General features: G+C 45.5%; 22 protein-coding genes. 15 read left to right on the top strand and 7 right to left on the bottom strand.

Going from position 1 to position 25310, the window contains the following annotated elements; genetic code table 11:
• Window positions 1–105 precede the first annotated feature (105 nt).
• The 3 genes from DMO16_RS12835 to DMO16_RS12825 all read right to left on the bottom strand — a co-directional run bounded on the left by DMO16_RS12835 (window position 106) and on the right by DMO16_RS12825 (window position 4311).
• Window positions 106–789 carry a response regulator gene (locus DMO16_RS12835; protein WP_129477843.1) on the bottom strand — a complete coding sequence of 228 codons (684 nt, stop codon included), beginning with the start codon at window positions 787–789 and terminating at the stop codon, window positions 106–108.
• Window positions 789–2339, bottom strand: a complete 1551-nt coding sequence (locus tag DMO16_RS12830; protein ID WP_347232833.1) for a sensor histidine kinase — start codon at window positions 2337–2339, stop codon at window positions 789–791. Before DMO16_RS12830 ends, DMO16_RS12835 begins: the two co-directional genes overlap by 1 nt.
• A gap of 313 nt (window positions 2340–2652) precedes the next feature.
• Window positions 2653–4311, bottom strand: a complete 1659-nt coding sequence (locus DMO16_RS12825; RefSeq protein WP_129477840.1) for a glutamine--tRNA ligase/YqeY domain fusion protein — start codon at window positions 4309–4311, stop codon at window positions 2653–2655.
• Between the two features lie 303 nt (window positions 4312–4614).
• On the opposite strand from DMO16_RS12825, the gene DMO16_RS12820 reads away from it, so the two are divergent.
• The 6 genes from DMO16_RS12820 to DMO16_RS12795 all read left to right on the top strand — a co-directional run bounded on the left by DMO16_RS12820 (window position 4615) and on the right by DMO16_RS12795 (window position 11580).
• A complete protein-coding gene (locus DMO16_RS12820; RefSeq protein ID WP_061974498.1) occupies window positions 4615–5787 on the top strand; it encodes an ABC transporter substrate-binding protein in 1173 nt (390 codons plus the stop codon).
• Window positions 5788–5901: 114 nt separating this feature from the next.
• Complete coding sequence (locus tag DMO16_RS12815; protein WP_061974496.1) at window positions 5902–6780, top strand: branched-chain amino acid ABC transporter permease; 879 nt, start codon at window positions 5902–5904, stop codon at window positions 6778–6780.
• A 12-nt stretch (window positions 6781–6792) separates the two neighbouring features.
• Window positions 6793–7767, top strand: a complete 975-nt coding sequence (locus DMO16_RS12810) for a branched-chain amino acid ABC transporter permease (RefSeq protein WP_061974494.1) — start codon at window positions 6793–6795, stop codon at window positions 7765–7767.
• Entirely contained in the window at window positions 7742–8521 is a 780-nt protein-coding gene (locus DMO16_RS12805; RefSeq protein ID WP_129477838.1) for an ABC transporter ATP-binding protein, read from the top strand. Before DMO16_RS12810 ends, DMO16_RS12805 begins: the two co-directional genes overlap by 26 nt.
• On the top strand, window positions 8521–9228 hold the full coding sequence (locus tag DMO16_RS12800; protein ID WP_061974490.1) for an ABC transporter ATP-binding protein: 708 nt from the start codon (window positions 8521–8523) through the stop codon (window positions 9226–9228). Before DMO16_RS12805 ends, DMO16_RS12800 begins: the two co-directional genes overlap by 1 nt.
• Before the next feature lie 153 nt (window positions 9229–9381).
• Entirely contained in the window at window positions 9382–11580 is a 2199-nt protein-coding gene (locus DMO16_RS12795; protein ID WP_129477836.1) for an FUSC family protein, read from the top strand.
• Here DMO16_RS12795 and DMO16_RS12790 read toward each other — a convergent pair.
• Window positions 11541–11978, bottom strand: coding sequence for a hypothetical protein (locus tag DMO16_RS12790; protein WP_129477834.1), 438 nt, complete (start codon window positions 11976–11978; stop codon window positions 11541–11543). The two genes, DMO16_RS12795 and DMO16_RS12790, sit on opposite strands and share 40 nt — an antisense overlap.
• 194 nt (window positions 11979–12172) lie before the next feature.
• Between DMO16_RS12790 and DMO16_RS12785 the strand changes: the two genes are divergently transcribed.
• The 4 genes from DMO16_RS12785 to DMO16_RS12770 all read left to right on the top strand — a co-directional run bounded on the left by DMO16_RS12785 (window position 12173) and on the right by DMO16_RS12770 (window position 17137).
• On the top strand, window positions 12173–13120 hold the full coding sequence (locus tag DMO16_RS12785) for a dipeptidase (RefSeq protein WP_129477832.1): 948 nt from the start codon (window positions 12173–12175) through the stop codon (window positions 13118–13120).
• A 57-nt stretch (window positions 13121–13177) separates the two neighbouring features.
• Window positions 13178–13945, top strand: a complete 768-nt coding sequence (locus DMO16_RS12780; protein WP_241840559.1) for an alpha/beta hydrolase — start codon at window positions 13178–13180, stop codon at window positions 13943–13945.
• Between the two features lie 393 nt (window positions 13946–14338).
• Window positions 14339–15511 carry a beta-aspartyl-peptidase gene (gene iadA, locus DMO16_RS12775; RefSeq protein ID WP_129477827.1) on the top strand — a complete coding sequence of 391 codons (1173 nt, stop codon included), beginning with the start codon at window positions 14339–14341 and terminating at the stop codon, window positions 15509–15511.
• Window positions 15512–15775: 264 nt separating this feature from the next.
• Window positions 15776–17137: an aspartate kinase gene (locus DMO16_RS12770; protein WP_129477825.1), complete on the top strand. Its 1362-nt coding sequence runs from the start codon at window positions 15776–15778 to the stop codon at window positions 17135–17137.
• A 42-nt stretch (window positions 17138–17179) separates the two neighbouring features.
• On the opposite strand, the gene DMO16_RS12765 is transcribed toward DMO16_RS12770, so the two are convergent.
• From DMO16_RS12765 to DMO16_RS12755, 3 genes are read right to left on the bottom strand one after another with little or no spacing between them, the layout of a single operon-like run.
• Window positions 17180–17623: a hypothetical protein gene (locus DMO16_RS12765; protein ID WP_129477823.1), complete on the bottom strand. Its 444-nt coding sequence runs from the start codon at window positions 17621–17623 to the stop codon at window positions 17180–17182.
• A 9-nt stretch (window positions 17624–17632) separates the two neighbouring features.
• Window positions 17633–17986, bottom strand: a complete 354-nt coding sequence (locus DMO16_RS12760; RefSeq protein WP_061974476.1) for an ASCH domain-containing protein — start codon at window positions 17984–17986, stop codon at window positions 17633–17635.
• Window positions 17983–18195, bottom strand: coding sequence for a YwbE family protein (locus tag DMO16_RS12755; RefSeq protein WP_129477821.1), 213 nt, complete (start codon window positions 18193–18195; stop codon window positions 17983–17985). Before DMO16_RS12755 ends, DMO16_RS12760 begins: the two co-directional genes overlap by 4 nt.
• 301 nt (window positions 18196–18496) lie before the next feature.
• Here DMO16_RS12755 and DMO16_RS12750 point away from each other — a divergent pair, with 301 nt between their 5' ends.
• From DMO16_RS12750 to DMO16_RS12730, 5 genes are all read left to right on the top strand, one after another.
• Entirely contained in the window at window positions 18497–19192 is a 696-nt protein-coding gene (locus tag DMO16_RS12750; RefSeq protein WP_129477819.1) for a Na-translocating system protein MpsC family protein, read from the top strand.
• Between the two features lie 128 nt (window positions 19193–19320).
• Window positions 19321–19995 (top strand): Na-translocating system protein MpsC family protein, encoded by a 675-nt coding sequence (locus tag DMO16_RS12745; protein WP_129477817.1) that lies wholly within the window; start codon window positions 19321–19323, stop codon window positions 19993–19995.
• Window positions 19996–20172: 177 nt separating this feature from the next.
• Window positions 20173–21912, top strand: coding sequence for an ABC transporter ATP-binding protein (locus tag DMO16_RS12740; protein ID WP_276203872.1), 1740 nt, complete (start codon window positions 20173–20175; stop codon window positions 21910–21912).
• Window positions 21893–23731 (top strand): ABC transporter ATP-binding protein, encoded by a 1839-nt coding sequence (locus DMO16_RS12735; RefSeq protein WP_129477815.1) that lies wholly within the window; start codon window positions 21893–21895, stop codon window positions 23729–23731. The genes DMO16_RS12740 and DMO16_RS12735 overlap by 20 nt, the downstream gene beginning before the upstream one ends.
• A gap of 166 nt (window positions 23732–23897) precedes the next feature.
• Window positions 23898–25283: an aldehyde dehydrogenase gene (locus tag DMO16_RS12730; protein WP_129477813.1), complete on the top strand. Its 1386-nt coding sequence runs from the start codon at window positions 23898–23900 to the stop codon at window positions 25281–25283.
• Window positions 25284–25310 lie beyond the last annotated feature (27 nt).

Genomic DNA, 25310 nt, shown 5'->3' with positions numbered 1-25310 from the left:
ATGAAAACGTTTACAAAATAAAGTTATTAACGTACTTTAGTGTCATTTTGTACATTAAGTTCACCAAGGAGGATAAGAAAGAGGTGGCTGCTGCTCAGCCACCCTTTACACAGGATAATATTTCTTCTCAGGGCGGCCGACGATGCCATAAACAACTTCAGTCCTTAGCTCATTGACCGACGACATGTATTCCAGGTAACGCCGCGCGGTAATCCTTGAGGCGCCAATGGCATTTCCGACTTCCTCGGCGGACATGCCGCTTTGCTGCGTCTCCAGCACGGCTTTCACCTTTTTTAGTGTAATTTCATCGATGCCTTTTGGGTACCCAGTTCCTTTTTTGCTCTGTTCCTGTTTGGATTTTTCGAAAATCCGGTCTACAATATCCTGGTTTACTGGGCCGTTTACGGACAGAAGCGCATGCTTTTTAATAAAGCTCTGAATCACTTCTTCAAAGCGTTCCTGAGTGACAGGCTTGATCAAATAATTGTCTACTCCATAGGCGAGCGCTTTCTCAAGGATTTCTTTGTCGGTGGCAGCGGTAATCATAATAATGGTGATTATGGGAAAACGCTCACGGATAACAGGAAGCAGCTCGGAACCCAGCATATCCGGCAAATAGACATCAAGTAAAAGCAAATCTGGATTTGTGTCCTTCAGCAATTGAAGGGTATTTTCTCCGGTCAGCGCCTTTCCCACAACGCGAATTTCGCTGAATTTCTGTAAAAACTTTTCATGAATACCGGCAATCCGAAAATCATCTTCTGCGATGGCTGCCTTGATCAATTTCATCAGCTCCCCTGGTTGTTCTTTGGAAGGTACACTGTAAATACCGTGCCGTTTTCCGGCTGGCTGTGTACCTCGATAATCCCATTCAATTCTTTTACTGCTTCATCAGCATTAGCCAGGCCATATCCCCGCGGCTTGCTTCCCGTTTTCGAGGTATAGCCCCGGTTAAAAAGCTGAGGGATTTCCTTTTCTCCGATGCCTGTTCCATTATCCTCGACTTCAAAAATGATATCGCTGCCAATATCGGTGACAAACAGCTTTACAGCAGGAGATTCCATACCCGACACAGCGTCAAAGGCATTGTCGATAATATTTCCGAGGATAACAATCAAATTGGACAGTTTGATATGCTGCGGCAGCACTTCTAGCGTACTGTCTGGCGCGATTTCGAACTGGATTTTCTTTTCGGACGCTTTTGCGAGTTTGCCCAAAAGAATGGCTTGTATTTTTGTATCTTGTATTTGCCTGAAAACGACGGAATGCTGCAGCTGAAGTAATGTGGTTTCATTTTTGATCATATCAATCGCCTCTTCATATTCTCCAAGCTGAAGAAGACCATACAGAACATAAAGCTTATTTGTATATTCATGGGTTTGTGAACGCAGATCATCAGAATACTGTTTCACTTCAGAAAGTGTATTGACCATCTGTTCGATCTCGGTTTTGTCACGGAAAGAAGCTACAACCCCGGTAATTTCACCGCTTTCATTCCGAAGCGGCGTACAGTTCACGATCACTGTTTGGCCCTTCCAGTACATTTCCTTGTCAGGCTCCGGGCTGCCGTGCTGCATGACTTCATAAAGATAATCCGACGGAAAAAGCCCGTCCACTTTCATATTTCGGACAGAACCTTCAATGTTGAGAAGCCTTTTTGCCGGCTGGTTCATGTTGGTGATTCGCCCATCCTTTTTAATCGCAAGAATCCCTTCTTTTACCGAATGGTAGACAGCATTTTTTTCCTTGTAGAGAGCTGCAATCTCATAAGGCTCCAGCCCCATTGTGTCTTTTCGGATGTTCCGGGATAACATGAAGCTTCCGATAATCGAAACGATAAGTGCAAGAAAGGAGACGACTAGTACCTTTTGCAAATTGTTCGTAATCTGTTCGTTGATATCCTCCAATAAAAAACCTACCGATACAAGGCCGATAATCTCGCCCTGTTTGTTATATATCGGAGCCTTTCCTCTTAATGAAGGTCCAAGTGACCCTTTTGCTCTTGAAACATAATACTTTCCCTGTAGAGCCCTTTTATTGTCGCCGCCCTTCATTTTCTTGCCGATTTCGGACGGCACGGGATGGGAATACCGGATGCCTTGCCGGTTTCCTACAACAATAAATTCAGCGCCGGTCGACTTGCGGATTTTTTCCGCAAGGGGCTGTATCGTTTTAGCGGGATCATCTGTATCGAACGCCTCGATTACCGAGGGCATGAAGGAAAGGGATTTTGCCAGTTCAAGGGCCAGCCTTCCTCTATTCTCTTCAATCTGGTTGCTTTCTTTATAACTAAAATAGCCGGTCAGCAGGACGATCAAAAAGAATCCAAATAAGAGCACCAGCCCGAGGATTTTGATCTGCAGCGATACTTTTACGGCTTTCAGGCGGCATCCCTCCTCTGTATCTTCTACTATTACTATACGCCAACAGTCTTGCTGTCATCAAATGGAGTGTTGGAGGGAAGGCAGACTGCATAGAGGGTGCACAGGTACTGCAATACCTGCGGAAATGGTGGATTTACCCGTCATTTTTTGAGAAATACGCGCCACCATTTCAGACAAAATACACGCCGGAACCAGATTATGTAAATTGAGCCGGGCAACAGAACATATCAAAAAAAACCGGCTCTCGTGGAAGAGCCGGTTTTCAAGTTTACAGCTTAAATGAACTTTTCAGGGAAACGATACGGTTGAACACAAGCTTTTCATGGGTCGTGTGCTTCGGATCCACATTGAAATAGCCGTGGCGGAAGAACTGGAATTTGTCCTGCGGTTTGGCGTCTTTCATGTTTGGTTCGATAAAGCCTTGTTGGATGGTTAACGAATCTTCGTTGACAAAATCGATGAACGTTTTGTCTTCACTTTCGTCAGCGGCCTTAAGGTCCTCATCACGAATCAGTGGCTCATACAGACGAAACTCAGCAGGAAGAGCTTGTGTGGCTTCCACCCAGTGCAGCGTTCCTTTAACTTTACGGCCGGTAAATCCGGTGCCGCTTTTTGTTTCCGGATCGTACGTGCAGTGCAGCTCCACGACTTCACCGTTTTCGTCCTTGATCACTTCTTCGCATTTAATGAAGTAAGCATGCTTCAAACGCACTTCATTGCCTGGGAAAAGGCGGAAATATTTCTTAGGCGGGTTCTCCATAAAATCCTCGCGTTCCACGTAAATCTCACGGGAGAACGGAATTTGGCGAGTTCCCATCTCAGGGTTTTCCGGATTAATCTCCGCATCAAGCATTTCAACCTGTCCTTCCGGATAGTTGGTGATGACAACTTTAAGCGGATCCAGCACGCCCATCGTACGCGGTGCCTTCAACTTTAAATCTTCACGTACAAAATGTTCGAGCATGGCCTCATCTACTGCACCGGAGCCTTTCGAAACACCGGTTGCCTGCACGAACTCACGAATCGCTTCAGGAGTATAGCCTTTGCGGCGCAGTCCGGAAATGGTCGGCATGCGGGGGTCGTCCCAGCCGTCCACATAGCCTTCCTCAACCAGTTGTTTCAGCTTTCGTTTGCTCATCACCGTGTTTTCGATGTTCAGGCGGCCGAACTCGATTTGCTGAGGCTTGCTTGGCATTTCGCACTCTTCAACAACCCAGTTGTACAGCGGGCGCTGTTCTTCAAACTCGGTCGTACAAAGAGAATGCGTCACCCCTTCAATCGCATCTTCAATCGGATGTGCGAATGCATACATCGGGTAGATGCACCACGTGTCCCCTGTATTATGATGAATGGCATGGGATACACGGTAGATGACAGGGTCCCTCATGTTGATGTTGCCGGAAGACATATCGATCTTGGCGCGGAGCACCTTTTCACCGTTTTGGAATTCGCCCTTGCGCATGCGATCGAACAGGTCAAGGTTTTCTTCGACTGCACGGTTGCGGTACGGGCTGTCTTTTCCAGGTTCAGTCAATGTCCCGCGGTACTCACGGATCTCCTCAATGGAAAGGTCATCCACATACGCTTTTCCTTTTTTGATCAATAGGACGGCGCGTTTGTACATTTCCTCGAAATAATCGGAAGCATAGCGGAGGTTCTCCCATTCGTAGCCAAGCCATGCGACGTCATTTTTAATGGAGTCCACATACTCCTGATCTTCCTTTAAAGGGTTTGTATCGTCAAAACGAAGATTGGTTTGTCCGTTGAACTCATCTGCGATTCCAAAATTGATCACAATGGATTTGGCATGCCCGATATGCAGGTAGCCGTTCGGTTCCGGAGGGAATCGGGTGACAACGGTATCTCGTTTTCCGGACTCCAGATCCTCTTTAATGATGCTTCTTATAAAATTGGAGTTTTCTTCCATTCCGTATCAGCCTTTCTATTAACATTTCTATCCGTACATTATATCACTCACAGCAAGGTAACAAAATTCCCGTTGGTTACCTTAGCTATTATAAACAAAAAAACAGCTTAACTCCTCATCCATTCTATGTTTTTTTTTTATTTTTATAAAAAAATTTAAGTGAAGGCAGGAAAAATGAAGTGGAAGAAATACGCTAGACTGTACATATTGAATGAGGTAAAATATTTTTCAGAATATTGTTTTTCTTTACAATGTTTAAATATTGTAGGGGATGTTCTTTATAAAAAAGAGGGGGATGGAAACATGAAGAAGAGGAAATTGGCAGGGATCTTACTTTCTCTATCATTATCCGCAGGAGTGATGGCGGGCTGCGGTGCGGCATCGACAGGAGGTTCTGGGGGCAAGGAGACCATCAAAGTAGGAGCCAACCTTGAACTATCAGGTGGCGTAGCGTCCTATGGACAGTCGATTGCCGAAGGGCTTCAGCTTGGATTGGACGAGCTGAACAAAAAGGGAATTGACGGAAAGAAAATTAAACTGGTCAAAGTAGATAATAAATCAGAGGCGGCAGAAGCGACAAGCGGATCGCTTAAACTCGTCAGCCAGGATAAGGTGGCGGCTGTTATCGGGGCTGCGACGAGCACCAATACACTTGCACAGGTGCAAATTGCCCAGAGCAACAAAGTACCTTTAATCACACCAACAGGAACGAACCCGGAAATTACAAATAAAGGCGGCAAGGTTAATGATTATGTCTTCCGGACATGCTTTATTGATCCGTTCCAGGGAACAGTGGCGGCAAACTTTGCGACAGACAAGCTGAAAACGAAAAAAGCGGCTGTCTTTATCGACAGTGCGAGCGACTATTCCAAGGGGCTTGCGTCCGCGTTCAAATCTGCCTATAAGAAAAATGGCGGATCCATTGTGGCCGAGGAAGCCTATGTGGCAAAAGATACTGATTTCCGTGCGACGCTTACCCGTCTGAAAGCAGCCAAGCCAGATTTCATCTTCCTGCCTGGCTATTATGAAGAAGTAGGCTTGATCATCAAGCAAGCGCGTGAAATCGGCATTGAGGCGCCGTTCATGGGCGGAGATGGCTGGGATTCTCCGAAACTTGTAGAAATTGCCGGTCCAAAAGCGCTGAACAATACGTATATCACCAACCACTATTCTTCAGGAGATCCGGATAAGAAGATCCAGGATTTCGTCAGTGCCTTTAAGAAAAAATACAAAGGAAAATCACCGGATGCCTTTAGTGCGCTGGGCTATGATACGGCATACTACCTTGCAGACGCCATTAAGCGTTCAGGTGATGCAAGCCCTGAAAAAATCGCAAAAGCACTTGCCAAAACAAAAGATCTTTCTCTTGTTTCCGGAAAACTGACGCTGGATAAAAACCACGATCCGATCAAATCGGCGTCCATTCTTGAATACAAAGACGGCAAGCAGGAGTTTAATACAAAGATTAATCCATAAGAGCAAGTTGGAATAGGGGGCTCCGTCCCCCTATTCTCCGTTTTAAGCTTTTATACAATAAAGTGATGCAAGTGTGCAGTGTGAAAAAATATGATTTCTCAAGGAGAGACTGAGATGGAATTGATTCAACAGCTGGTGAACGGAATCTCACTTGGCAGTATTTACGCCCTGATTGCCTTGGGTTATACAATGGTTTATGGAATCGTCAAGCTTATCAATTTTGCGCATGGCGATGTGTTTATGGTTGGTTCATTTGTTGGCTTTTATTCGATTACAGTGCTTCATCTGCCATTCATAGTTTCATTGATTCTTTCCATGGCCGTATGCGCCGTATTTGGCGTGCTGATCGAGCGCATCGCCTATAAACCGCTGCGAAATGCGACAAGGATTGCAGCGCTGATCACAGCCATCGGGGTTTCGCTCTTGATTGAATACGGATTTATCTATGTGCGCGGTGCGCAGCCGGAAGCGTATCCGGGAGATGTGCTGCCAGAGCATGCGATTCATATTTTTGGAGCTAAGATTAACAGCCAGTCGCTTTTAATTCTTGGTGTATCCGTAGCCCTGATGATTATTCTTCAATTTATTGTACATAAAACAAAAATCGGGAAAGCGATGCGTGCGGTATCTTTTGATGCAGAGGCTGCACGGCTGATGGGCATCAACGTGGACCGCACCATTTCCGCCACCTTTGCTATCGGATCGGCGCTTGCCGGTGCTGCAGGCGTTGCTTTCGGAGTTTACTATATTAAGATTGAGCCTCTAATGGGTGTTATTCCTGGTCTAAAAGCCTTCGTTGCGGCGGTGCTTGGCGGCATTGGAATCATTCCTGGGGCGATGGTAGGGGGATTGCTGCTCGGTGTTATTGAGTCACTGGTCAGTGCTTTTGGGTATTCCTTATGGCGCGACGGTGCAGCCTTTATTGTTCTTATTTTAATTCTTATTTTTCTTCCTTCAGGACTGTTTGGAAAGTACAAAAGAGAAAAGGTATAGGAGGGAACAGGAATGGCGATTTTTAAACAGGCGAAATTCTTTTGGGCATCGATTGTTGTCTCCCTCGTACTCTTTGCGGTTGTACAGTTTTTGATAACCGGGGGAATGTTGAACCTCTTTTATGTGAATACACTGGTCTTTATTGCGATTAATATTATTCTTGCTGTTTCACTGCATTTGATTATTGGTATTACCGGGCAGTTTTCGATCGGGCATGCCGGCTTCCTTGCCGTAGGGGCGTATGCCTCCGGAATCATTACGATGAAGCTGGAGCTGCCCTTCGTTACAGCACTGATCATTGGCGGCCTTGTGGCTGCACTCGCAGGTTTTATTATCGGGTTTCCGTCCTTGAGGCTGAAAGGAGATTACCTGGCCATTGCGACCCTTGGATTTGGGGAAATCGTTCGTATCTTGTTTTTAAACTTGGATTATGTCGGCGGCGCAAGTGGGATGCAGGTTAATCATTTGACCACATGGCCGTGGGTGTTCGGCTGCATGCTTGTTGCCATCCTGGTCATCGTCAATTTCACCAACTCCACTCATGGGAGGGCGTGCATCTCCATCAGGGAGGATGAAACCGCAGCTGACGCGATGGGGATCAACACAACCTACTATAAAGTAACTGCTTTTGTGATTGGTGCTTTTTTCGCCGGTGTGGCCGGAGGATTGTATGCGCACAATTTCTATATTATTCAGCCGTCCAACTTCGGCTTCTTGAAGTCATTTGATATTTTGATATTTGTTGTGCTTGGCGGGCTGGGCTCTCTGTCAGGATCGGTCATTTCCGCCATTCTGTTAACTGTCATCTCCACATTCCTTCAGGATTATCCTGAAACGAGGATGATCATCTACAGCCTTGTTCTTATTGTTGTCATGCTGTACCGTCCTCAAGGCTTGATGGGAACGAAAGAGATCACCTCTGTTTTCAGCAGAGGCCAGAAATTAAAAGGAGGGAAGAAGGATGGAAAAGGACAAACCGTTGCTTAAAGTGGAGAAAGTCGGAATCCGCTTCGGGGGCCTCCGGGCAGTCTCCGATGTGAACATTGAACTGTATCCCGGCGAGATGGCGGGCTTAATCGGGCCGAACGGTGCGGGGAAAACCACCTTCTTTAACATGCTGACAGGGGTATATGTGCCGACGGAAGGACAGATTGTTCTGAACGGTAAAAAGCTGAATAACCTGCCTCCGTATAAGATTACGAGGAACGGCATCAGCCGTACGTTTCAAAACATCCGTTTATTCGGTGAGCTTTCCGTGATCGATAATGTTAAAGTGGCTTATCATTCTCAGGCAAAGCATACACTGTTCAGTTCCATCCTTCGTCTGCCGCCCCATTTTGCGGGTGAGCATGAAATGGAAGAGAGGGCAACGGAGTTTTTAAAGATTTTCAGCCTCGACCGGTTCAAGAACGAGAAAGCCAAAAACCTGCCGTATGGACAGCAAAGGCGGCTTGAAATCGCGCGGGCGCTAGCCGCGAATCCAAAGCTCCTGCTGCTTGATGAACCTGCCGCCGGAATGAATCCGCATGAAACCAGAGAGCTCATGAACCTGATTGCCTTTATCCGGGAGCGGTTTGATCTTACCGTTCTTTTGATTGAACATGACATGCCGCTTGTCATGGGGGTGTGTGAACGCATCTTCGTTCTTGATCACGGACAGCTGATTGCAGAAGGCACGCCGGCTGAAATCAAGAACAATCCGAAAGTCATCGAGGCATATTTGGGCGAGGAGGTTTCGTAATGCTGAAAGTGGAAAACATTAATGTATACTACGGTAACATTCAGGCGCTCGACGGGATTTCCCTCGAAATTCTAGAAGGGGAGATCGTGACCTTGATCGGGGCAAACGGAGCGGGAAAGAGCACGTTGCTAAAAACCGTTTCCGGCCTGTTAAAGCCCAAGCAGGGCAATGTCATATACGAAGGCAAAACCATCAACGGTAAGGCCGCACAAACCATCGTAAAGCAGGGGATTTCCCACGTACCCGAGGGAAGAAGAGTATTTGCCAACATGACAGTGGAAGAGAACCTGCAGCTCGGAGCTTTCCTTCGCAAGGATAAAGAAGGAATCAAGCAGGATCTTGAACGGGTATACGAGCTGTTTCCGCGTCTTCTCGAGCGGCTGAAACAACAGGCAGGAACGTTGTCAGGGGGAGAACAGCAAATGCTCGCCATGGGCCGTGCCTTAATGGCGAAGCCGCGATTGCTGCTGCTGGATGAGCCATCGATGGGGCTTGCACCGCTCCTGGTCAAAACCATCTTCCGCATCATTGAAGAAATCAACAAAGCGGGAACCACAATTCTCTTAGTGGAGCAAAATGCGAATTTGGCGCTTTCCATCGCCAACCGGGCATACGTCGTGGAAACAGGAAGGATTGTCCTTTCTGGTGATGCGGCAGAACTGACCTCAAGCGAGCAAGTGAAAATGGCATATCTGGGCGGTCATTAGGCCACTTATTGAACAGACCGGTTCCTTGTGAACCGGTCTTATCGTGCTTACCAGCAACCGGAGCGGGCAAACATTACCCCCCCTTTCTTGTGCGGCACGCAGTTGTAACGTTATAATTCACAAAAAAGCTCTTTTGGCAGAGAGGAGGACGAAATGAAATATTGGTTATACCGGCTGGCGGCATCGGACCCGGGCAGAAAACGGCTTCGTACAGCGAGTAAAGTAACACTGAGTGTAATCAGCTCAGTAGGGGTTATGCTGTTGATCGTTTTAAACGCTGGCGGCCAGGTTACCGCTGCGATTTTTGCGGGATTAATCGGAATGATGGGGATTCTGGTGGTGAATGATGATACCGAAAAAGAGAAGAAGGCAACGACACTGCTCATTGGAATTTCCAGTGCGTTCTCTGTAGGTTTTGGCTCCTTACTGGCAAAATGGGGCTTTGCAGCTGACTTTTTTCTTCTGCTAGTTGTCTTCCTTGCACTGTATCTGCAGCGGTTTGGCAGCCGGTACTTTTCCATTTGCATGATCGCTTTCATGTCCTTTTACTTTGTTACCCTGTTAAAGGTCGGCTTTCCCCAGGTTCCATGGCTTCTGCTATCGATCCTGACCGGAATCACCTTTGCCTATTTATATAATTTCATCCTGATTAAGGACAATCCGGATGAAGTGCTGAAACGGTCGATGGACTCTTTTCATATTCAGGCCAATTTAACACTGTATCTTGTCAGTGATATTGTCAGGGATATCAATCTTGAAAAGAAGAGGCTCGCCAATTTGGACCGCAATGTACAAAAGCTTGGAGATTACGCACGGGTGGTGTCGAATGAGCTGGGTTCTACCGATCCTGGATGCATCTGGCCGGGACTGAGTACAACTCAAATGCGTTTGTATATCTTTGATACCGCCATGCTGATGGAAACTCTGTCTCCGACCATCCGCCGGTTAAAAGAACACCATGCCCTGCAAAACACAGCTATTCGTGCCGCGCTCTTGCAGGTCATTCAATCCATCCGTGAGGCAGAAGTTCTCAACACCAATCAGATGCACCACCTGGAAAATGCAGCGGCGAGTGTGCAGTCATTGCGCAGTCTGCTCAGAACACTGAAACCGGATGAAACGAACCGGGAATGGCTTTATCTGATCCGGAGGCTGGAGTCGATTGCCAACCATATCATTGATGGTGCATTCGAGCTTCAGCAGTCCCTGCAGCAGGAGAATAAACAAAACAATCCGGATACGGGCAAAGAGAATGATGATGAAGAGGAAAAGAAGAAAGAAGAGGAGACAGGAATTCGGCCCACAACAAAAAAAGCGATCCAGGCCATCATCGCTGGAGGGTTAGCCATTTTGGCAGGGCACCTTTATTCACCTGCACATCAATATTGGATACTGCTTTCGTGCTTTGTTGTCCTTCTTGGGACTGAAACGGTGGGAGGTACGCTTGTTAAGGCCCTGCAGCGGAGTGTGGGTACCTTTTTGGGGGCGATTGCAGGCTTTCTGATTGCCCTTTTATTAACAGGCATACAAGAAGTTATCGTACTTTTCTTTTGTGTTTTCATGGCCTTTTATTTGCTTCCGATTTCGTACACATTGATGATGTTCTGGATTACAATGCTTTTGGCTTTGATGTACGATATCCTACTTGGAGGCATTACCGAACAGGTGATGGCTGCACGTGTGATTGATACCATTGCAGGAGTGGGACTGGGTTTTATTGTATCAGCTCTTATTTTTCCACAGAAAACGAGAGATAAAGTTACTACCTCAACCACTGATTACCTGGATGCCTTAAAAGAGTACGTGAACCGCTATATCGATCGTTTTAACAAAGAGCAAACTGACTATAACCTGGCAGATCACGCCCTGGAGCTTGATCAGAAGCTTCAAACACTGATTACAGATGCAAGTCCGTTGTACAGGGGATGGTTCGGACGTACCGGTCTTCAACAGCAGTTAACTGTATTAACTGCAGCCAACTTCTATGCCAAGCAGCTTGTGGCTTCTTCAACAAGAAAGAGCCTGCTGAATACGAACAGCCATTTTGAAGAGCTGCTGGATCATGTTCAACGCTCGCTGTCTGGCAATATCGAAGCGCTCAGCTCAGCTGTCAAAGGGGAAGGCCAGGTCCGTATTGTCGATTTGGAAAAAGAGCGTGAGCAGCTCGAACGAATTCCCGAAGAGTCCAAATCCAGCGAACAGGATATGATCAATCATCTTCGTCTACTTCATAACATCCACTATGTTTGGAGAATTAATGAGTCGATCGTTTATTTGGCCAAACAGCTTGGGGCCGAATCTGAAAAAAGTGATCAGAACGCAGCAGGAGAGCGCGGGGCTGCACAATTGTAACAGGTCTTCTTGCCGGAACCCCGTTCAGGGGGATACTTAACGTTGCAGTATTGGCATGTCCGATACTGCTTTTTTCGCGCACGGATGGTTGCCACCAGTGTGTTTAAAATTCTTTCCTGGCGTTCTGTTGCAGTTGACAACTCCAGGACATGCCACTCAATCAGGTGGCGTTCAACAGGAACCGGTGGTGAACCGGAGGGGTTTTCAGACACGGAATGATAACCGATTCTAAGGCCTTCCTCTTTGCGGCAAATAAAAAAGGTCGGGTTCTGTTCACAAAAACCTTCAATAGTAAACAAAAAAACATTCCCTTCCGCCGGCTTCTCCAACGTGTCTATTTGCTCCCGCTGCATGAGGCGGGACAGCCAGCGGACAGCCTGCGCCTTGGAAGATTTCATACGCACGATCCTCTCAATTATAGTTTAATAGAACGAAAGAACTAGAAAGTTATCAAACAATTTCGACATATCGAATCAAATTTCCTTTGTTTTGAAAAGTCCTTATTTTATTTTAAGGTCTTTTAATACTGAAGGAAGGGAGTAAAGAGAGTTTAAAGAAAGATACATTAATACATAGTAAAAGGAGTCTGGTTATGAATATTATTGATTTTCATTGTGACGCATTGTTAAAGTTATACGAATCAAAAGGCACGTTAAGCTTCTCCTCAGCACCTCAACTGGAAACAAACAAGGAGAGGCTGAAGCAGGGAAAGGTGAAAATCCAATGCTTTGCCATTTTTATTGAGCCCGAAATTCCTTCTGATCAAAAATATCAGGCGGCACTGGGGCAGGTCGATTTGTTTTACAGTGAGGTATTAAGGAAAAATCCGGAGATGAAACATATTCGCAGCTGGGAAGACTTTGATCTTCTCAAGGATGGGGAAATCGGGGCAATGCTTACGCTTGAAGGAGTGGATGCCATTGGTAATGACCTGTCCAAACTGCATATTCTTCATCAGTTGGGCGTAATGTCTGTGGGATTAACCTGGAATACAGCGAACCTGGCGGCTGACGGGGCTGGTGAGCCCCGCGGAGGCGGCTTAACACTGTTTGGGAAGGAGGTCGTCCGGTTCCTCAATCAGCATCAAATGTTAACCGATGTTTCCCACTTAAGTGAGATGGCTTTTTGGGATGTTATGGAGACCGCAGACTATCCTTTTGCGAGCCATTCCAATTCCAAAGAGATTTGTAATCATCCCCGTAATTTGACGGATGATCAGGCAACATCGATGTTTGAAAGGGGCGGTACGATCCACATGGTGTATAATCCGCCGTTCATTAACACAGATCAGTATACAGCCACTATACCGGATTTGATCAGGCATATTGACCGTTTCTGTTCACTCGGAGGCGTTAAACAAATTGGGCTTGGTTCGGACTTTGACGGAATATCGACGTTTATTACCGATTTGGAGAACGCTGCTAAAAGTCAAAATCTGATTAACGAACTGTTGAAGCATTACAGTGAGGAGCAGGTGCGAGGGTTTGCCTTTGACAACTTTATGAATCACCGTCCGCCTTTAAGAGAAGCGCGAAAATAGGTTTATGCAGGAAACAGGCGCAGAATAAACGAAATGGTAGGAGAACGAATCCTTTAAATGGAAGGTGATTCTATGGAAGAACGTGCAGTGCAGTATCCAGTGCTGAAAGAAGGGGAGCCATTTTATTTTGAGGGGAGCCAGGTGGGAATCCTGGTGATTCATGGGTTCACCGGGTCCACTCAGAGCATGCGTCCATTGGGCGAGGCATACGCAGAAAAAGGGTATACGGTCTGCGGTCCAAGACTGAAGGGGCATGGGACCCACTACGAGGACATGGAGCAGACGACATACCAGGACTGGATTGCTTCAGTTGAGGAAGGCTATGCCTGGTTAAAGGAACGCTGTGACACCATTTTTGTGACCGGCCTTTCGATGGGAGGAACGCTGACCCTTTATCTGGCTGAAAGATATCCCGACATAAAAGGAATTATTCCCATCAATGCGGCAGTGGATATCCCCAGTATGGAAGAGATGAATACCGCACAGGAACCACGGTTTCTCGATGCCATCGGCTCGGATATTAAAAAACATGTAAAAGAACTTTCATATGAACGAACACCCCTGCAGTCGGTTAAGGAAATACTGAAGCTCATGGATGAGGTCAGAAACAGGCTGGATCGTGTAACCTGTCCTGCATTCATTTTTGTTTCGGAAACCGACCATGTGGTTCCTCCACTGAATTCCCAGCTGATTTTGGAACAAATTTCTTCGGAAGAAAAGACGTTGCAATATATGCCCGACAGCTATCACGTTGCAACCCTTGATCATGATCAAGGAATGATTATTGAAAAAACGCTGGAGTTTCTGGAAAACCAGTTATCCTAAATGAAAAGGAAAAAGACCGTGTGATATGGGAAATCCGGATTCCATCGGAAGCGTGGTTTATATGAACAGTTACCTTGGATCGCATATTAACACGCAAGGCTGGACAGATATGTCAGGCTTCTCTTATAAAGATGCCCGTTTCTATGAGTTTAGCTGTCGGGAATTTCCTGACAGCTTTTTTGTGTGAGATTGGATATTTAGTCATAAAAAACAAAGGAAAAGGCTAAAAAAACGGCCAAAAGGGGGAACAGTAAGTATTAGGATCGAAAAAGGGTGGCTAAAAGGAGACGCCGGCAAGATGATATCGTTGTGAGGAGAGATGAATGACAAGCTGTTTGAACACATATCTTTAGACGACGGCAGCAACTGATAAAAATTGGAGGGAACGTTGAAGTGCTTACTTTAATAAAAAATGGTGAAGTTTACAGCCCCAACCACCTCGGGCATAAGGATATTCTTCTCACGGGCAGCAAGATTGGATATATACGAAAACAGATTGATGAGCCGGAGGGATTTGTACCCATTCTGGAAATCGATGCAACGGATAAATTGATCGTTCCTGGCTTCATTGATTCGCATGTTCATATTACTGGAGGAGGTGGGGAAGGCGGATTCAGGACCCGTACACCTGAGCTGATGCTTACGGATGCTACTACTTCAGGAATTACGACGATGATTGGGCTTCTTGGCACAGACGGAACGACAAGAACATTGGAGAATCTTCTGGCTAAAGCGCACGCGCTGGAGGAAGAAGGGATTACAACATTTATACATTCAGGTTCGTACCAGCTTCCCGTACGGACCATCACCGGAAAAATAGAGGAGGATATCATCTTTATTGAAAAAATTATCGGTGTTGGTGAAATTGCCATTTCAGACCATCGTTCATCCGTGCCGACCTATGAGGAATTGGTCAAAATCGCAACGGCTGCCCGTAATGGTGGATTGTTGACTGGAAAGGCGGGTATTCTGGAGGTTCATATCGGAAGTGGAGAGTCAAGACTGAAACCGATTGAGGAACTGATTGAACGTACGAATATTCCCATTATGCACTTTCATCTTACTCATATTAACCGTACAGAAGATCTTTTCCACGACGGTGTACGATACGCCAAAAACGGAGGATTTGTCGATTTCACTACGAGTACCATTCCGAAGTTTCTTGAAGAAGGGGAAGTAAAGTGCAGTAAAGGGTTGAAGACCATGCTGGATCAAGGAGTTCCGATTGGCAATATTACCTTCTCATCGGATGGGCAGGCCAGTCTGCCCATATTTAATGATGATGGGGAGTTTAAAGGCCTGCAGGTTGGGAAAGTATCCTCGCTGTTTGAGGAAGTCAGAGATGCTGTGTTAAAGGAGGGAGTTACTCTCGAAGACGCTTTAAAAGTTATTACCTGTAACCCTGCCCAAGTGCTGAAGCTGAACAACAAAGGATATATTCATGAAAAGAAAGATGCTGATCTTGTCCTGTTGAAGAAAGATACCTTGGAAATTGATACGGTTATTGCTAAAGGAAGGATTATGGTTAAAGAGGGAGCCCCTGTTATAAAGGGAACTTTTCAATAACGCGTTTTACTGGAAAAAGGGTTCTGTCGGGAAAAACTGACAGAACCCTTCAATATTTCCCTGAAATCTAGATTATTCCCTCGGAAATAATCGAAACCCATGGAGTATTTCCCGGGGTGACTTAGTAATACCGAAACATAAAGTTCCTCTGATGTGGACATTTGTTCTTTCTGTATGGAAAAACTTCTTGCATCTTGTTTCAAAACGCGCAATAATAAGAACTAAATTTTAGCGGATAAATTCCAACAGTAGGGGATGTTAACAATGAAAGTAGTAAAGTTCGGCGGTTCATCTTTGTCATGTGCGGAACAGCTAGCAAAGGTTTTTAAAATCGTGGTTTCCGATCCGGAGCGAAAAGCTGTGGTGGTATCAGCACCAGGAAAGCGGGATGCAGAGGACACCAAAGTGACGGATCTTTTAATAGAATGTGCCGCTTCCTATTTACAGGGAAAAGAAGACAATGAGGCGTTTGAAGCCATAGTTGGCCGTTATGAAAGCATTGCCAAAGAACTTCAGCTGCCAGGAGAGGTCGTGGAAGGCATTCGTGCCAGCCTTCTGCAGCTGTTAAACAGTGATCGCAGCAACCCGCAGAAGTATATGGATGCTGTGAAGGCAAGTGGAGAAGATAATAATGCCAAGCTTATCGCTGCCTATTTTCAGTTCAAAGGAGTAGAGGCCTCGTATGTGAATCCGAAAGATGCAGGCTTGCTCGTCACAGACGAGCCGGGAAATGCACAGCCGTTGCCCGAAACCTATGAGTCTCTTTACCGGCTGAGAGAACATGCCGGTATCGTGATCTTTCCAGGATTTTTCGGATTTAATGAGGAAGGGGAAATTGTGACTTTCTCCCGCAGCGGTTCGGACATAACAGGATCGATCCTCGCCAGCGGGATGAGAGCCGATGTTTATGAGAACTTTACGGATGTGGATGCCGTCTATTCCGTCAATCCAAACATCATTCGCCAGCCAAAGGAAATCATTGAAATTACGTACAGGGAAATGCGGGAGCTTTCGTATGCAGGGTTCTCGGTCTTCCATGATGAAGCGCTTATGCCAGCTTTCAGGGCGGGGATTCCTGTTAATGTGAAAAATACAAACCAGCCTGATAAGCCCGGCACAATGATTGTGAAGGAGCGTAAGCTTACAAATGGGCCTGTGATCGGGATCGCCAGTGATGATGGCTTTTCAAGCATCTATGTCAGCAAGTATTTATTAAACAGGGAAATTGGATTTGGCCGCCGGCTTCTCAATATATTGGAAGACTTTCATTTGTCTTTTGAACATATGCCATCAGGGATTGATGACATCTCCATTATTTTAAGGCAGCAACAACTGAGCGAATCCGTCGAAGAGCAAATTGTTCAGCGTATAAAAGAAGAACTCCATGCTGATGACGTGAAAGTGCAAAGAGACCTTGCACTGATCATGATGGTTGGAGAAGGAATGAGAGAAACGGTCGGAACGGCAGCAAGGGCTTCAACCGCACTGGCGAGAGCCGGTGTCAACATAGAGATGATCAATCAGGGTTCATCTGAGGTCAGCATGATGTTTGGTGTAAAAGCCGGGGATGAAAGAAAAGCGGTTCAGGCAATGTACGAAGAATTTTTTGCAGGAGTGACGGTTTAATAGATTCAAAAAAAGAACAAAACATGAGCTGTTTTGTCCTTTTTATGTCCAAAGCTGGGGCTTGGCTACCATGAACCAAAGCATGAAGAGCATCAGCGCCAGGTAAATCCAAATGGTTCTTTTCAGCTTCGATGTAAGTTCGGCCCGTTGTTCTTCAGGGTCTTTAAATCTTCGGATCGTCGGGGAAAAGGCTCTTGCCAAAAAATACAGAGAACAAATTAGTATGACAATAGTGGTGAGCAGCCAGGAGGTGGTCCATGAACGTTTCGTGATCCACACAAGGAGCACACCGGTAACCACGAGTACGTGGCCCGCATGCTTTGCCAGCCGAACGGCAGCTCTAAACGTATCCAGATATGCCTCCTCATGACCAGGACCTGCGACCTTTAATTTCTTCAGTAAAGGCAGAAGAATGAAAAAAGGGCCGACCGACAGAATGACACTAAATATATGAAGATATAACAAAAAGGGATACACCAGATTCATTTATTGCTGTTATTCCTCTTCGACGGCCCTGAATTCATGAACCCATACCTTCATATGAGGAAGCCAGGGCATACCGGGATGAATGGATAGAATGGAATTCTTATAGCCTTCTACATCATCAAATCCTTCTTGTCGGGCATGTTCATCTGTTAATTCACCCAACGACTGGGAATAGACCTTTTCAACAATAAATTTTGCGCCGTTAAGTTCCATAATTTCTCCCACATCGGCATAGCGTCCGTTTCGGCGGGTCGCTGTTTTTTGGCCCGCAAGCACTTTCTCCACGTCCTGTGGAAGGGTGACCAGTCGCTCAATGCTGCATGTTTTTGGCGGCAGGCTGTTATTTTCAGTTTGATGGGTCATTTTTGTTCCTCCTGATTTTGCACGATTTCTTTTACTCTTCCGACTTGTCCATCTTCCAGCCGAACCTTTATTCCGTGTGGATGATGGGCGGACTTTGTCAGAATGTCTTTTACCTTACCTCTTGTGAGCTTCCCGCTTCTTTGGTCCTTCTTTAAAACGATATTCACATCCAGACCCGGAGTGATGTTTTGGCGGCTTTGGCCATTCATTGTGGGGTGCTCCTTTCCTCCAGCCTTATTTCTTCAAACTTTTGCTGTCTTTATCAGTATAGCATTCCCGCAAAAGAGAAAAAGGTTGAAAAAATTCTATTCTATATTAAAATAAAGCATGGATAAGAGAAAGAACGCTGTTATCTGGAGATTTGCATAAAATGAAGGTTTTCTTAGTCTTTAAATTAAATAGTTGGCGGTAATGAACTAGACATAGATGAGCTGGACTTGAGCCAAATAGAAACAGATATCCTCTGTTTCTATTTGGCTTTTTTAATTTTGTGAATGAAGGGCGGTTAGAATGGAAAAAACTCAAATCAACGATCTTCAAATCAAGCTTGGGAGTATGATAGGAAAAATGCTCCGGGATCGTTTTGGAAAAGGCCCTGAATCGATTTATGTTACAATCACCCCTTCATTTGTTGCTGTTGTAATCAAAAACTTCCTTTCTCCATTAGAACAGATGCTGTTGAACAAGGGAAAGGAATCGTTTGTATATCATGCGCGTGACATCATCATGGATGAGCTCCTGCCTGAAATCAGAGAACAGTTTTATTTGATGACTGGGCAGCAGCTTGTGGGAGACTTTTACTGTGACTGGAACCTGCAGAAGAAAAGCGGGTTGCTTCTTGCTGAGATCCCAGGAAACGAGCCGCTTTGGAACTCAGACGAAGTATTACAGTCGATAAATAATGTAGTAGATGAAATCAGTGAAACCGCTCAAAAAAGGCCGCTTCATATATCTTCCGTATTTTTATCGAACCGGCTGCTCCTGGTTAGACGTGAAGGGGTTCTCACACGAATAGAAAATGAACTGATACAAGATGGGTTTGTTAAAGAACTGTTCATGACAAAAAAGAAGCTGGAAAAGAATCTTTTAGAAGCTGAGATCAGCAGATTGGAAGAGATCCTTACAAAAAGAATCTCCGATATTTTTGTTGAATGGAACTTTTTACAGGACAAAAGTTATATTTTGATTGCTCTATCGGCAAAATAAGAGTAGTTGCCGGACGACGTTTATGTATTTCTTACTGGGGAATTAGAAATAATAGTTCACATAATTAGGAAAGCAAGGATAAAAGAAAGGATGCTTTTATCTTAAAAAGAATGTAGGTGTTAGGCCATATGTCTATAGAAGTGCAAATTTCGAGTTACATTGGTAAACTGTTACGGGATAATTTTGGGAAAGGGCCAGAGTCCGCCTACGTTACCATTAAGCACCCTTTCATATTGATTCACATCCGAAATTTTATTTCGCCAATGGAAAACGCCCTTCTGAAACAGGGAAAAGAATCAACGGTCGAAGAAACACGAGAGACCATGCTGTCTAGCCTGGTTCCGGAAATACAAGCCTATATCCTGGCTTTAACGGAAACGGAATATGAAAAATTTTATTACGACTGGAATACAGCCAATCAGTCCATGATGATAGCCGGGGTGGCGAAGGACAACTATCTCTCACAAGATGATCAAAACTATAAAAAAAAGAATGAAGTCGAAAAGAAAATCAACGAAATCAGCCAGCTTGTTCAAAAATGGCCGGAACGAACGGTAAGCTGGATGATTAATGACAGAGTATTGGTTAGTATCAGAAAAGGCATCCTGGTCAGCATAGAAAAAGAAATGATTCAAAAAGGATATGCAAAGCCTTTAAGGGTTACCAAACGAATTTTGGAGAAAAAGTCTTTTATCAACGATGGGATCGATACGATTCTGGGAAAAAAACTGACAGATGTCTTTTGCGATTGGGACTTTGATTCAGATACCGGTCTCCTTGTTTTTTACTTTTCACCAAATTAACAGGCGAAAAAAATAAAGAGCGGAAAGAAGGCAGTTTTAAACTGTTTTTCTTTCCGCTCTTTTTTTTTTTGGAAAAAGGTTCAAATAATTTAAAAAATTCCAGCAGCGAGGTATGATTAAGCTAGTGAAACTTACATATTGTGCTTTTTTATAGAAGATTTGGAGGGTGATGCACTCTTGAAAGTGATTCGAATTTTAAAACCTTACCGAATTCAAATTGCGGTAGCATTGCTATTGATGCTGGTTGAACTGGCGGTTGAGCTTCTGCAGCCGCTTTTGATAGCGAAGGTGATTGATAATGGAATAATAAAAAGGGATCTTGATATTGTCATGCTATGGGGAAGTGTAATGGTCGGCATTTCGCTTTGTGCCTTTATTGCTGGCATCATCAACTCCTTTTACGCCTCCCATGTCAGCCAGAATTACGGATATGATATCCGTAAAATCCTGTTTACAAAGATTCAAGCCTTCTCTTTCGCCAACTTCAGCTCTTTTCCCACTTCCTCTCTTATTACGAGAATGACCAATGACGTCACGCAGCTGCAGAATACCGTCTTTATGAGCCTCAGGGTGATGCTCCGGGCGCCCCTCTTGGTAGTGGGCGGATTGGTGATGTCCTTTGTTGTTAATCCCGAGCTGGCGCTATTTCTGGCGGTGGCCGTTCCCGTTCTGTTTGTTTTCTTGCTGTGGGTTTTAAAAAAGGGAGGAACCCTGTTCAAGTTTGTCCAGGGCTATCTGGATAAAGTGAATGGCGTGATGCGGGAAAATCTCGCGGGCATCCGGATAATCAAAGCTTTTTTAAGAAGCAGGCATGAGGTAAAACGTTTTACAGCCGCTAACACCAAACTAAAGGATCAGACGGTTTATGCCTTGCGGCTGATGGAAGCCACCAATCCGATCTTGCTGCTGGTCATGAACATTGCCATTATGTGCGTTCTGTGGTTTGGAAGCGTACAGATCAGCACTGGGAGTGCCCAGGTAGGGGATTTAGTGGCCATCATTAATTACAGTACAAGAATTACCTCCACTTTCTCCATCTTTTCCTGGATTATCATGGCGTTCTCCCGGGCGAAGGCTTCGGCCAACCGGATCACGGATGTACTGGATACAGAGATTGATCTTGTGAATCGCTCAGAATCAGAAATCATTGCTCCCGCTATAAAAGGAAAAATTGAATTTCAGGACGTGGCTTTCCGTTATCCCGGAACTCAAAAAAAGGTGCTTGAACATATTTCCTTTACTGCAGAAGCCGGACAGACGGTGGCGGTGATGGGAGCGACGGGATCAGGGAAATCTTCGCTGTTTCAGCTCATTCCGCGGCTGTATGATGTGGAGGAAGGAAAGATTTTGCTGGATGGCGCGGATATCAGCCGTATGAAGCTGGAATCCTTGAGAAATGCGATTGGTCTTGTTCCACAAGAGTCGCTGTTATTCACCGGAACTGTAGCGGAAAATATCGCCTGGGGCAAAGAAAATGCAACGCACGACGAAATCAAGACGGCGGCAGAGCATGCGCAGATTGCCGATACCATTGCCAAACTGCCAGAGCAGTACCGCACCAGGCTGGGGCAAAAGGGAGTAAATCTTTCTGGCGGACAAAAGCAGCGTTTGTCGATCGCCAGGGCATTGGTAAGACATCCAAAAATCCTTTTGCTGGATGACAGCACAAGTGCACTGGACTTAAAGACAGAGAGGAAGCTGCTGGAGGCGCTCCATCACTATCCTTCAACCCTTTTAATTATTACCCAAAAGATTGCTACAGCCATGGAGGCTGATAAAATTCTGTTAATAGACAACGGAAGGCTTTTAATGGAAGGCAAACATGAAGACCTGCTGCTGCGTTCAAGACTCTATCAGCAAATCTTTGAATCGCAGTTTGGAGAGGAGACGTTGAAGCATGCTCAAGGATTTGATTGAGCCGTTCCGCCATAAAAGGGAAGTCGTCCAGGAAGTATTGGAAAAGGAACCCCCGGCCAAAAAGAAAGTAGAAAAAGCGAAGGACTGGCAAGGGACACTGCGGCAGATTTGGATTTACCTTGCCAGAGAGAAGGGGCGATTATGGCTCGTTTTGCTGATGGTTGTTCTCAGTTCTGTATTCGGGCTGCTGGGGCCTTTCATGATCGGTAAAGCGATTGACAACTACATCATCACCCGGGATAACAGCGGGCTTTTGCGTCTGCTGGCCGGATTGCTTGGTGTTTATGTTCTAAACTCTGTTGCACTCTGGTTTCAGAATTATTGGATGATCGGAATTGCACAAAATACAGTGTTCTCCATGAGGACGCAGTTGTTTCGCCACCTGCACAAACTTCCGATTCCTTTTTTTGATAAACGCCAATATGGGGAAATCATGAGCCGGGTCATCAATGATATAGAAAATGTAAGCTCGACGCTGAATTCATCGGTGATTCAAATTATCTCAAGTGTGCTGACGCTGTTTGGAACAATCGGGTTTATGCTATGGCTGAGTCCGCTTCTGACTGCCGTAACCCTCGTCATTGTTCCGGTCATGTTTCTCGGTATGCGCTGGATCACGAAACGAACGGGAAAGCTGTTCAAACTGCAGCAAAGAAATTTGGGAGAACTGAATGGCTTTATTGAAGAAACCATTTCAGGGCAGCGCATCGTTAAAGCTTTTTCTCAGGAAGACCGGGTGATTGCAGAACTGCTGAAAAAGAATGATAAACTGAAAGAATCGGGTTTCTGGGCCCAAACCTATTCAGGCTTTATTCCCAAACTGATGAACGTGCTCAATAATATCAGCTTTGCATTAATTGCCGGAGCAGGCGGGTTTTTGGCGCTCAAAGGGCTGGTTACAATCGGTACCATTGTGATTTTTGCCGAGTATTCCCGCCAGTTTACACGGCCGCTGAACGATTTATCCAACCAATTTAATACCCTTTTATCCGCAGTCGCTGGTGCAGAGCGTGTATTTGAAATTCTTGAAGAAGAGGAAGAAGAAAAGGATGAGGAAGGCCATAAAGAACTTGGAGAAGTAAGGGGAGAAATTGAATTTGTGGATGTTTCCTTTTCTTATGAAGAAGGAGGAAATACGGTCAGCCAAATCTCGTTTCATGCAGCACCTGGCGAATCAGTCGCCCTGGTCGGTCCTACGGGAGCGGGGAAAACAACCATTATTAATCTGCTGTCCCGCTTTTATGATACGGATAGTGGAACCATCCTGCTGGATGGGCGGGATATTAAAAGCATTAAACGGGAAGCACTCCGTGCCCAAATGGGGTTTGTTTTACAGGATCCGTTTTTATTTGAAGGTACGATTATGGAAAACATACGCTACGGACGGCTGGAAGCGCGTGATGAAGAGGTTGTGAAGGCGGCAAAAGAAGCAAATGCCCACTCGTTTATCACGAAACTTCCCAATGGTTATGATACAGTTATCGAACAGGACGGCAGCGGAATCAGCCAAGGGCAAAAGCAGCTCCTCAGTATCGCGAGGGCTATTCTTGCCAATCCTGTTATCCTTGTGCTGGACGAAGCGACCAGCAGTATTGACACCATCACAGAAATGAAGATCCAGGAGGCATTACAGCGCCTGATGAAGGGCAAGACCAGCTTTATCATCGCGCACCGACTCAACACGATACAAAAAGCTGATCAAATCCTTGTTCTAAATGACGGAGGGATTTTGGAAAGGGGCTCTCATCAGCAGCTATTAAAGGAAAACGGCTACTACTCGGAGCTTTATCACAGCCAGCTTCAGAAAGAAATAGGATAACTGTTCACCCGGTCGCTTCTCAGCTTACAAAGGAATACCGGGTGTATTTTATTAGTGTAAAAACACACTGTGTTGACTTTTCAGCGGGAAGTTCCTATAGTTTCGTTGTACTAATGTTTACATTTTTAGACCTATAATCATTCAAATTCGTTATGAGGTGAGCCTGATGAAAGAGGCGTCAGCAGCGGGAATTCAACGGATTCTTCAAAACCAAAGAACCTATTTTGCGACACAGGAGACAAAATTATTGCCTTTCCGGATGGAGCAGCTGAAAAAACTGAAAGCCGGCATAAAGAAGCGCGATCATGAAGTGATTGATGCTCTTGCGCTTGATTTGGGAAAGTCAGAGCTTGAATCCTATTCAACAGAAATTGGCATTCTGTATGAAGAGATTAATTTCACAATCAAGCATCTAAAAGGCTGGGCAAAACCGAAAAAAGTAAAAACTGCGTTAACTCATGTGGGCTCAAAAGGTTCCATCATTCCTGAACCGTATGGGACTGTCCTCATAATTGCACCATGGAACTATCCGTTTCAGCTTGCTCTGTCCCCGCTAGTGGGCGCTATTGCTGCAGGAAATACGGCTATTATCAAACCCTCGGAGCTGACACCTAATGTATCGGCCTTACTTTCAACGCTGCTTCAGGAGCTTTATCCTCCATCGTATGTCGCTGTCATAGGAGGAGGTGTACAAACAAGCCAGGCACTTCTTGAAGAACGTTTTGATTATATCTTTTTCACAGGCAGTGCAGCGGTTGGTAAAGTAGTGATGGAGGCAGCCTCCAGGCATTTGACACCCGTTACACTGGAGCTGGGGGGTAAAAGTCCGGTCATTGTCCATGAGGATGCCAACATTCCGCTTGCGGCAAAAAGGATTGTATTCGGAAAGTTCATGAATGCGGGTCAAACCTGCATCGCACCTGATTATTTGCTTGTTCACTCGAAGATTAAAACTTCCCTTATTGAAGCAATGAAGGAAGTAATTCAAGCGTTTTATGGTCCCGAACCAATCCAAAGTCCCGCTTACTCAAAAATTGTGAATCAACGGCATTACAACCGGTTGTCAGGCTACCTGAAGGAAGGAACGGTTATCTATGGCGGAGAGAGAAATGACAGCAAACAAAAAATCGCACCGACCCTGATTGATAGGGTAAAGCTGGATTCCTCTGTGATGACAGAAGAAATTTTCGGCCCGATTTTTCCTGTTGTGGAATACACCTCGCTTGAAGAAGCTATTGAGCTGATCCATTCACGTCCGAAGCCCCTCGCCTTGTACCTATTCACTCAGAATAAGAATACAGCAGACGAGGTAACCAGCAGAATCTCCTTTGGAGGAGGCTGCATCAATGATACCCTCATGCACATTGCGACACCGTATCTTCCGTTTGGCGGTGTCGGGGAAAGCGGGATGGGAAACTACCATGGCAAAGCCAGCTTCGATACATTTTCTCACCGGAAAAGTGTATTGAAACAAACGAACCGTTTCGACTTCTCCTTTCGTTACCCTTCCGCCAATAATGGTTTGCAACTGGTGAAGAAACTGCTCAAATAAACAAAAAGCCGGCATCCGCTGCCGGCT

The organism is Fictibacillus sp. S7, from assembly GCF_004127935.1.
Classification (GTDB): domain Bacteria; phylum Bacillota; class Bacilli; order Bacillales; family Fictibacillaceae; genus Fictibacillus_C; species Fictibacillus_C enclensis.
This window is presented reverse-complemented; position numbering and strand designations above follow the sequence as displayed.

Bases quoted from the DNA above. Each gene is read 5' to 3' on its own strand.
- DMO16_RS12780 (WP_241840559.1), top strand. From the start codon at position 13,178: ATGGAAGGTGATTCTATGGAAGAACGTGCAGTGCAGTATCCAGTGCTG.
- DMO16_RS12820 (WP_061974498.1), top strand. From the start codon at position 4,615: ATGAAGAAGAGGAAATTGGCAGGGATCTTACTTTCTCTATCATTATCC.
- DMO16_RS12760 (WP_061974476.1), bottom strand. From the start codon at position 17,986: ATGACCCATCAAACTGAAAATAACAGCCTGCCGCCAAAAACATGCAGC.
- DMO16_RS12835 (WP_129477843.1), bottom strand. From the start codon at position 789: ATGAAATTGATCAAGGCAGCCATCGCAGAAGATGATTTTCGGATTGCC.
- DMO16_RS12765 (WP_129477823.1), bottom strand. From the start codon at position 17,623: ATGAATCTGGTGTATCCCTTTTTGTTATATCTTCATATATTTAGTGTC.
- DMO16_RS12800 (WP_061974490.1), top strand. From the start codon at position 8,521: ATGCTGAAAGTGGAAAACATTAATGTATACTACGGTAACATTCAGGCG.
- DMO16_RS12810 (WP_061974494.1), top strand. From the start codon at position 6,793: ATGGCGATTTTTAAACAGGCGAAATTCTTTTGGGCATCGATTGTTGTC.
- DMO16_RS12750 (WP_129477819.1), top strand. From the start codon at position 18,497: ATGGAAAAAACTCAAATCAACGATCTTCAAATCAAGCTTGGGAGTATG.
- DMO16_RS12795 (WP_129477836.1), top strand. From the start codon at position 9,382: ATGAAATATTGGTTATACCGGCTGGCGGCATCGGACCCGGGCAGAAAA.
- DMO16_RS12785 (WP_129477832.1), top strand. From the start codon at position 12,173: ATGAATATTATTGATTTTCATTGTGACGCATTGTTAAAGTTATACGAA.
- DMO16_RS12805 (WP_129477838.1), top strand. From the start codon at position 7,742: ATGGAAAAGGACAAACCGTTGCTTAAAGTGGAGAAAGTCGGAATCCGC.
- DMO16_RS12735 (WP_129477815.1), top strand. From the start codon at position 21,893: ATGCTCAAGGATTTGATTGAGCCGTTCCGCCATAAAAGGGAAGTCGTC.
- DMO16_RS12730 (WP_129477813.1), top strand. From the start codon at position 23,898: ATGAAAGAGGCGTCAGCAGCGGGAATTCAACGGATTCTTCAAAACCAA.
- DMO16_RS12815 (WP_061974496.1), top strand. From the start codon at position 5,902: ATGGAATTGATTCAACAGCTGGTGAACGGAATCTCACTTGGCAGTATT.
- DMO16_RS12770 (WP_129477825.1), top strand. From the start codon at position 15,776: ATGAAAGTAGTAAAGTTCGGCGGTTCATCTTTGTCATGTGCGGAACAG.
- DMO16_RS12755 (WP_129477821.1), bottom strand. From the start codon at position 18,195: ATGAATGGCCAAAGCCGCCAAAACATCACTCCGGGTCTGGATGTGAAT.
- DMO16_RS12825 (WP_129477840.1), bottom strand. From the start codon at position 4,311: ATGGAAGAAAACTCCAATTTTATAAGAAGCATCATTAAAGAGGATCTG.
- DMO16_RS12745 (WP_129477817.1), top strand. From the start codon at position 19,321: ATGTCTATAGAAGTGCAAATTTCGAGTTACATTGGTAAACTGTTACGG.
- DMO16_RS12790 (WP_129477834.1), bottom strand. From the start codon at position 11,978: ATGAAATCTTCCAAGGCGCAGGCTGTCCGCTGGCTGTCCCGCCTCATG.